Below are 9,321 nucleotides of genomic sequence, written 5' to 3'. Positions count from 1 at the left end.
GCATCAATCGTTCCAGATGCGTTGATTAGCTGACCCTGATTGACCTTGAGTGATGCGCCCCGCTCCGCCAGCAGCGTGCCATATTCGTTGGCCAGGTTGCTATTTGCGGTGAGCATTTGGCTGCCACCGCTATACACAGTCCCGCCATTAAACAGCGACTCACCCTGCCACCCCAGGTCACCCTGGCTGGCCAGCATACCGGTGTTGCGCAGTTCGCCCTGTGTATTGAGCGTCAGCCCTTGCCCACTCTGCACGCTGCCGCTATTTTCCAGCCGCTGAGCACCCAACTGCATGACACCATTGCTCACCAACGCACCGCGGTTATTAAGCTGACCGGTGACATTCGCATTGAAACGCTGTCCTGCCCCCCACTGCCCCTGATGTTGCCAGTCCCCCTGCACCTGCAGGTCCAACGTACCCTTGGCGCTGAGGGTGCCCTGGCTGGTCAGCGATGACCCCGTCTTGAGTGCCAAGTCACCACCCGACAGCCATTCACCGATACCAGTTACCCGACCCGCATCCAGCGTCGCTTTCTGCCCCGCCAGTATCTTGCCCGGTGCATACAGCTCGCCGCTGCGCAGGGTCAGCTGTTGCCCAAACAGGGTGCCGCTGTTGGCCAGTCGCGCCAGTGGCGAGGCCTCCAGTAAATTGGCGCTGATGAGGCCACTGTTGTCGAGCTGGTTGCCCTTGAGTAAAAGTTGGCCGGCCGAGGAGAGTTCACCGGCGTTGGTCAGCGTTGTGGCAGTGATGTCCCCCACATGCAGGCCGCGCAGAACGGCCCCCTGGCCGTTGTCCAGTTGCTGGGTCGTCAGGTTCAGCGTACCGCCCTGTACCCGTCCTCGGTTGACCAGGATGTCATGGGTCAGTGTCAGGGTATTGCCCAGTAAGGCACCACGATTGTCGAGCTGGCGACTGCTGATGGTGAGGCCGTCCCCCTGCAGGGTGCCCCGGTTATCCAGTCGGACACCGCTGATGCTGCCCTGACCGGCCACCAACATCACCCCATCATTTTGCAGCGCACCGCCGCTTTGCAGGCGAGTCGTTTCAACACGACCCTGCTGCTCAATGCGCGCGGCATTCATGGCCAGCTCACCACCGCTCAGCAGGTTACCGAGCTGGCTTATCAGGGTATTGGCACTAAGCGCAACATTGCCTTTGGCGGCCAGAGTCCCCTTGAGGGTGAGCGCGGGCGCCGAGAGGGTTGCATTGCCATCGGCCTGCACTGTGCCTGCAAGGGTCGCCCCCTCGGTCAGCTCGGCGTTCAGTCCCCCGTTTGCCCGGGTCTTGCCACCTTGTTGCCAATAGCCGCTGCGCAAGAGCAGGTCACCGCCAGCCAGCAAGTCACCCTGCTGCTCGAACCGCGAGCCCTTGAGGCTCATGCCACGCGCCGACTGCCACAGCCCTTGTTGCGTCAGGGTAGCGCCATCAAGCGACAGTGCTCCTCCCGACACCAGTTGGCTGCCCGCCTGACTGGTCAATGCCCCCCGACTGGTAAGCGTCAGGTTGCCGCCACTCACCAGCGAGCCCCCCAGCGTCATGGTATCGGCCTGAATGTCTGCCTCGCCACGAATACGCCACGGGCCGGCCAGTTGCAGCTGGCCGGTACGCAGTTCAAGCGCGCCGCCACTGCCGACGCCACCGCTTCCCTGCCAGCTGGCACTGCGTAGCACAACCTGATTGCCTTGCAGTTGGCCATGGTACTGCACCGCACCACGGGCATTGACCGCCAGGTCACCACGGCTGGTCAGTTTGCCGCGACTGGTCAATGTGCCGGTGTCCAGCAACACCCGCTCCCCTTGCAGGTCACCGTCCAGGGTGACGGACTCACCCTGCAGGGTGAGCGCGCCATTGGTCACGGCACTGCCGCTGTGCGCCAAATTCGCGCCTTGCCAGCTCAGATTGCCCGCTGATGACAGCGTCCCCTGGCTGGTCAATGTGCCCGCATGAAGTTGCAACTGGCCATTGCTGGCCGTGATGCTGTCACTGCCCAGCGTGGCTTCGTTGGTGTTCAGAACAAGGTCTTTATTGGCCAGCAGCTTGCCGCTGCTGCTCAGCTGGGGGGCGTTGATGGTAAGGCCCGCACCGGCAAGCAACGTTCCGCTATTATCCAGTGTATCCAGTGTCAATGTCTGACCCAGGCCGCTGACCCACTGACCGCTGTTGAGCAGCCGGTTGGCCGTCAAGGTGATGCCCTGGTCCGATTGCCAGTGGCCCCGGTTAGTCAGGGTGCCCGTCTTCAGGTTCAGTGCGTCCTTGCTGACCAGCGCACCACCGTTTTCGATGTGTGCCGCCGTCAGCGTTATCGCTTGCGCCGACACCTTGCCATCATTGCGCAGGGTATCGGCGACCTGCAGTGACAGTGAGCCACCGCTGGCCAATACCCCCTGTTGTGACAACTGGGTAGCTTCGATGCGCTGAGCCCCTCCCGCTACCGCACTGCCCTGTAGCGTCATCTGGTCAGCCGTCAGCTGTTGCCCTGCTTTGGCCAACAATTGACTCTGCTGACCGGTAGTGAGGGTGGTCGCAGTCACCTGTTGATGCTCCCCTTTGAGGGTGCCACCCAACGTCACTTGTTCACCACTCAAGGTGGCATCTCGCGCCGCCGCCGTGCCCGACATCACCAGCGTCTTGCCGCGCCACTGCAGTTGGTCAACTGCCAGGTTGCCGGCCAACGTTGCCTGCTCCGCAGCCATAACCAGCTCACCGTCGGCCTGGGTCAAACCATTCAGGTTTAGTAGTGAGGCCCCCAACTGCATGGAACCATTGCTCAGCATGTCACCCTGCGAGTCCAGGGTCGCCGCCGTCAGGTTTATCCCCTCCTTGCCAACCAATACACCGCGGTTGTCCAGACGGGTGGCCGCCTTCATGGTCAGTTGACGGGTGCCCACATCCCCGCTGTTGAGCAAGGTATCGCCCGTCAACGTGGCATGCCCTGCCAACAGCGCGCCAAGATTGCGCCACTGCGTCCCCTGCCAGTTCAGCTCACCGCCGCTCTCCATCCGGCTTCGGTTTTCAAGCTCATTCACGGTCAGGTCAAGACCGGCGGCCCGCAACGTGCCGCTGTTGACCAACTTGCTCCCTTTCACCTGCAAGGCACCGTCACCCAGCCACTGACCTTGCTGGGTTATCTCGTCGACCATCAGGGTTTGGCTGCCATTACCCAGCCAGCTCCCTTGTTGCAGCAAGCGCTGGCCGGTCAGGTTCAACGGTCCCGCGGCAACCAGGGTCGCGCCCTGCTCGTTGTGCCACTCCGTCACCTTAAAATTGGCCGCCTGTTCGCTGGCCAGGCGCCCCTTGTTGGTGAGCGCATCAGCCTGCAGTTGCCACTGACCTGCCTGCCAGTCACCAGCCAACGTCAGTTGTTTACCGGTGCTTTGCAGCAACCCGCCAACCCGCCAGATGCCGGCCAGCTGCTGCGTATCCCCCTGCAAGGTGAGGGCGCCACCGATGTTTGCATTGCCGCCCAGCGCCAGCAGTTTTGCGCCCAGCTGGACCGCCCCCTGACTGACCAAGCGCCCGGTCAAGGTGGCCTCTTCCGCCTGCAGCGTAATATCCTGCTTACCCTGCAACAGCCCGCCGTTTTGCAACGCTTTGGTTGTCAGAGAAAGTGTCTTGCCTGCCAGGTTGCCCTGATTGGTGAGGCGCTCCGTGGCGTTGAGCTGGTGGTCGCCACCGGCAATGATTGTGCCTTCGTTATCAAGCGCACGCCCTGTCAGCGCGAGACTCTCTCCCGCTTGCAGCCACCCCAGGTTGGTCAGGGTGTCGCTCTGCCAGTTGAGCTGCTGGCCTATCAAATGTTGGCCACGGCTACTTCCCACTTGACTATGCAGCTGCGCCGTCTTCGCCTGGGTAGTGCCATCCAGTTGTAGCCTGGTCGCATCGATACGCAGCCCCTGGGCCGCATTCATGGTCCCCTGTTGCTGGTACGCATTGGCCACCACTGCCACATCACCTTTGGCTGCCACCTCCCCGGCCAGAGTGATGTCATCACCGCTCAGGTTAAGCACACCACCGGCGCGCAGGGCGCTGCCAGCCTCTTGAGTCAGCTTGTCACCACGCCAGACCAGCGCATTGTCGGTGGTCAATTCGCCACGCTGTTGCCAGTTGGCCGCCGCAATATCAGCCTGGCTTGCCAGCAGCTTGCCACTGCTGGCAAGCATCTTGGCATCCAGCTTGAGCAGCTTGCCGACTTCCAGCTCTCCGCTCACCTCGGCCTGCTCGGCCTGCAGTTGCAGGTCGCCGCCAACATGCTGAGTTCCGGACAGCGTCAACAAGGTCGCCCCCAGTGCCAGGTCAGCCCCGGTGCGCAGCTCGCCCCCCAGTTGCAACTCGTCGGCCGTTATCTGCGCGGATGACTTGCTTTCCAGCCCCCCCTTCAACAGCAGGCGGGACCCCGTCACCGCCATCTCATTGGCAAACAGGCCCCCCGTGCTGTTCAGTTCTACAAAGGTGAGCGCCAGCTTGCCGGCCGTCACAGCCGTACCGCTGTGGGTCAGCCGCTCCCCGTTCAAATTCAGAGCCTGGCCGGCCTGCAGCCAGCCATTGCCATCCAGCTGCTTGCTGTGCCAGTTCAGCGTATCGCTGGCCAGGATGCGCCCCTGCTGGGTCGCACGCTCACTGGTCAGGGTAATTGCACGCCCTTGTACCTGCCCGGCCAACGCCAGTTCATCGGCATCGACCTTCATCCCCTGGCCACTGGCAAGCTGACCATGTTGTGTCACCCGCTTGCCCTTGATGACCATATCCTGGCCCGCACCAACCGTACCACCCAGTACCAGCTGGTCGCCGCTCAGGCTCACGCCCTGGTTGGCCAGCAGCTCGCTCGCACTGCCCGTCGCAAGCCGTTGCCCTTCCCACGCAATACCTTCCCGACTGTGCAGCTTGCCCTCGCTCGTCGCCTCCTTGATTGCCAGCACCAACGACTGCGCCTTCAGCACACCATCGAAATTGCCTGTCTCGGCCGTCACCCGGGCCTGGCCACCGACCAGACTTTGGCCACTCAACTGCAGCAATCGGCTGCCCAGTTCCAGTTCACCGTCGGTCAGCTGCTGCCCCGTCAGGGCCAGCTCATCCCCTTTGAGAGTCAGCCGGGAGACCCCAAGCAAGGTGCCGCTGCTGCGCAGCTGACGACCGGTCAGCGTCGCCAGCTGACTGGCGATACGCCCCTCGTTGTCGAGGGTGTCGGCCTGCAACGTCAGGTTGTCGCCTCCCGCCAGGGTTCCCTGGTTCTGCAAGGCATCCCCCTTGAGCACCAGTTGTTTGTCCCCTTGCAGGGTGCCGCTGTTGGCCAGTCGGCTACCCTGCCAGTTCAGGGTCTGCCCTGCCTGCACCTCGCCCCGGTTGGTCAGCACACCCGCCTGCAACTGCACCGCGTTGCCTTTCACCTTGCCCGCTACGGTCAGCTCATTACTGTGAACATTCAACGCGGCTGCTTCTGTCTCTCCCTCCAGCAGCAACTCATCGGTATCGATATTCAAGATCTGCCCGCTGATCAGCCGGCCATGTTGCGTGACCTGCTTGCCCTTGATGGCCATATTCTGGCCCGCACCAACCGTACCACCCAGTACCAGCTGGTCGCCGCTCAGACTCACGCCCTGGTTGACCAGCAGCTCGCTCGCACTGCCCGTCGCAAGCCGTTGCCCTTCCCACGCAATACCTTCCCGACTATGCAGCTTGCCCTCGCTCGTCGCCTCCTTGATTGCCAGCACCAACGACTGCGCCTTCAGCACACCATCGAAATTGCCTGTCTCGGCCGTCACCCGGGCCTGGCCACCGACCAGACTTTGGCCACTCAACTGCAGCAATCGGCTGCCCAGTTCCAGTTCACCGTCGGTCAGCTGCTGCCCCGTCAGGGCCAGCTCATCCCCTTTGAGAGTCAGCCGGGAGACCCCAAGCAAGGTGCCACTGCTGCGCAGCTGGCGACCGGCCAGCGTCGCCAGCTGACTGGCGATACGCCCCTCGTTGTCGAGGGTGTCGGCCTGCAACGTCAGGCTGTCGCCTCCCGCCAGGGTGCCTTGGTTCTGCAAGGCATCCCCCTTGAGCACCAGTTGTTTGTCCCCTTGCAGGGTACCGCTGTTGGCCAATCGGCTACCCTGCCAGTTCAGGGTCTGCCCTGCCTGCACCTCGCCCCGGTTGGTCAGCACACCCGCCTGCAACTGCACCGCGTTGCCTTTCACCTTGCCCGCTACGGTCAGCTCATTGCCGTTGATATCCAGCGTCGGAGCACCTACGTCACCCGCCAGGCTCACCTGTTGCGCCTGCAGCTGCATACGCTGACCTGCGTTGCTCTTGCCCTGCTCTCCCTGCTCCCAGCGCGTACCGGCTCGTATCGCCAGGTTGTCGCCCGCACTCAGCTCACCGGCGTTATGGCCTCGCTCCCCGAGCGCGACGCTCATCACCTGCCCACTCTTCAACGTTCCCTGGTTATCCAGCGTCGTCGCATCGATAGCCAGGTTCTGTGCTGCCTGGGTCGTGCCCTCATGGCGCAGCGCACCCGCCGCCAACCGCACCGAGGTGCCCTGCACCTGGCCCGCCTGACGCAACTGTTCGGCCTGCAGTGTCACGTCCTTTGCCGTTAGTGCCGACTGGGTGTCCAACTGTTGCGCCGTGGCATGGAGCCTCTCACCCTGCAACTCGCCTTCTCGCACCACCAGCGCATCGCTCGCCTGCAACCCCAAGGTGCCACCGCTGCTGACCTTGGTCCGCTGTAAGTGCTGCGTACGCGCCTGCAACGTGGCATCGCCTTTTGCCGCGATATCGGCATCTTGCGCCGTCAACTCACCGCCAGCGGCCAGCTTCGCTGCACCAGCGCTGTGGATAGCCCCCGCCACCGCCAACTCACCCTGGCTGCTGACTTGCAGGTTGCCAGCACTGCTGCTGTCACGCAGCCGGATCTTGCCGTTGGCATCCAGGGTCAGCTCCCCCTGCGTTGCCACCGCATTGGCCAGATTGACTCCTACCCCTTGCTCGGTCGACACCAGCCGGATCTTGCCGGCATACATGCCCCCCATAGCTGCCGTGTCGATGGCCACTTCCGGCACAGCACCGTCCCCCTGCTGAGCACGGATCTCCCCCGTCTGCCGGTTGACCGTGTTTGCCCCGGCGATCACGTTGACCTCCTTGCCATGCAAGGCGCCGTTGAGCTGCACCGCGCGGGCAATCAGGTCGACAGACGCCTGACGGCTGCCATCCAATCCCTTGCCCCCCACCGTCAACGCCCCTTGTTTCACATCCAGCATCTGCAGTTGGCCATGGGCATCCAGCACCGGTTTGCCAGTGGACAACGTGACATTGGGGGTATTGATAAAGCCACAACCATCACAGGTCAGGCCGTTGGGGTTGGCCACTACCACGCCAGCCTGTTGACCCGCCACCTCCAGATAGCCTTGTAACTGAGAGGGGTTGGCACCGATCACTTCGTTGATGATGACGTTGGCCGGCGTACCGGTGAGATGAGGGTTGTTCTGGATAAGCCCGCCGAGCTGGGTCTGGGTCAGCTGGCCTGTGGCGTTGTTGAGGATGACGCCAGGCTGCGCCACATTGAAATCCTGGTAGAGGTTGTGTGATACCCCGGCCCCGTTGGGCGTTGCGATGTCGACAACCGGTACGCCATTGCCCGCCTGATTGAGCGTGGTGCTGCCCGTTGCCACCGCAATCCCCTCGGCAAAGGCAGGGTGTGCAGGCTGCAAGGCCAACAATGCGCTCAGGTGGTAAGCAAGCAGGCGAAGGGTCAGGGGCAACTTGGGTGTCGACATCACTGTGTTTCCGTTAAAAATTGATGCTCAGGCGGTAGTTCACAACATAGGGATCGGCATTGAGCCAGGCCGGGGCGCTGATCGGGAACCCCACGCTGAGGTTGCCGGCCACATGGCGATAGCGCTGCTCCCAGCCAAGGGCCGTGCCCACCATCCCGCGCCAGCGGTCACCTTGGTTGCCAAGGTCAACACGCCCCATGTCGAGGGCCAGCCACCCTCGCCACTGACCGAGCCAGGCTGGCGTCTGGGCCTGCCAGCTCAGCTCGTTGCGCAGGTAACCGCCAACATCGCCACTGAGGCTCTGCTCTTTAAAGCCCCGCACCGAGGCATCCCCACCCAACGAGACCCGCTCCACGCTGTAAAGCGTGTCAGGGCTCCATTGGCCATAGAGGGTGGAGAGCCAGCCCAGCTGCTGCCAGGCCGTGCTGTAACTGCCAAACAGCCCCCACTTCTCAAACTGAGCCCGGGGAACCGCGACTGACCGGCCGCGGTCACTGTCGGCGCCAAACCAGTCCGTGCCCAGAGTGAGCGTCGGATTGAGCGTGAAGAAATGATGATCGACCCGGGTCGCCAGGTTGAGCCCGCTGCGCAGTGAAGAGAGGCGGTAGCTACTGCTCTCCAGCAACTGCTCCATGATGAAGTTGCGGCTTTGCCGGTGGGTGATCCCCAGCACGGCGGACACCTTGCTCTGACCATCGCGATAGAGGGTGCGCGACAGCGTACCGGTACTGGTGCGTGTGTTGCCGCGACTGTCATACACATAGCCGCGCGACAGCAGATCATTGCGATAGTCGCTGTACTGATAGCCGGCATCAAACAGCCAATAGCCATACGGCAGGCTCAAGCCGGCCTGCCAACTGGTCGCATCATGGGCAGCCCGCCCATCCGTGCTGCGTGAACCTCCCAGGCTCCACTGCTCGGCCAGTGACCACAGGTTGTCAGCACTCAGCGACATCCGCCCCTGCTCTTCTCCCGTGCTCTGCTGTCCGCTGTTGTCAAACTCGAGGCTGCCCTGCAAGGGAAGTCTGCGCGACCCTTTCAGATTGACGATGGATTGGCCCGCCGCCGTGCCCGGCTGAATGTCCAGTTGATAAGAGAGGGTGCGCAGGCGGGAGAGCTGATCCACCCCTTGCTCCAGATCCCGCAGATTGAGCACCTCCCCCACCAGACCCGGGAAAAGGGTTCGGGTGATCCGGTCAGGCTGACCATCGACAACGATGCGCTCCACTCGCCCTTCCAGCACGGCAATCGTCAGCGTACCGCTGGCCAGATCTTGCTCGGGCAGGAACGCGCGGCTGGTGATAAAGCCCTGTGCCAGGTACCACTGGCTGACATCGCGGATCAAGGCGTTGATATGGGGCAACCCCATACAGGTGTGTAAAAACGGATGGGTCAGCGTGGTGCGAGCATCCGCATCAAGCTGGCCTGCGCCCTCGAAGCGGATAACAGTCACCACAAAGCAGGGGCCTGCGGCTTCGGGAGTGGGGGTTGCTGGCGCGGCGGGCAGCTGGGTTTGCCGGGCGACGTCGTCGCGCTGGCGCGCAGCCTCTTCCAGCAAGCTACGCTG

At 62.9% G+C, this 9,321-nt stretch carries 2 protein-coding genes; both read right to left on the bottom strand.

From position 1 onward, the window contains the following. Positions 1-7,754 (bottom strand): two-partner secretion domain-containing protein (locus BN1143_RS02340; RefSeq protein ID WP_042049534.1); only part of this gene is annotated, 7,754 nt, incomplete at its 3' end. A gap of 13 nt (positions 7,755-7,767) precedes the next feature. Further along, a partial coding sequence (locus tag BN1143_RS02335) for a ShlB/FhaC/HecB family hemolysin secretion/activation protein (protein ID WP_042049533.1) occupies positions 7,768-9,321 on the bottom strand: 1,554 nt, incomplete at its 5' end.

This window comes from Aeromonas dhakensis, assembly GCF_000820305.1.
GTDB lineage: Bacteria > Pseudomonadota > Gammaproteobacteria > Enterobacterales > Aeromonadaceae > Aeromonas > Aeromonas dhakensis.
The sequence above is the reverse complement of the archived record's forward strand: the minus strand, read 5'-3'. Positions and strand labels throughout refer to the sequence as shown.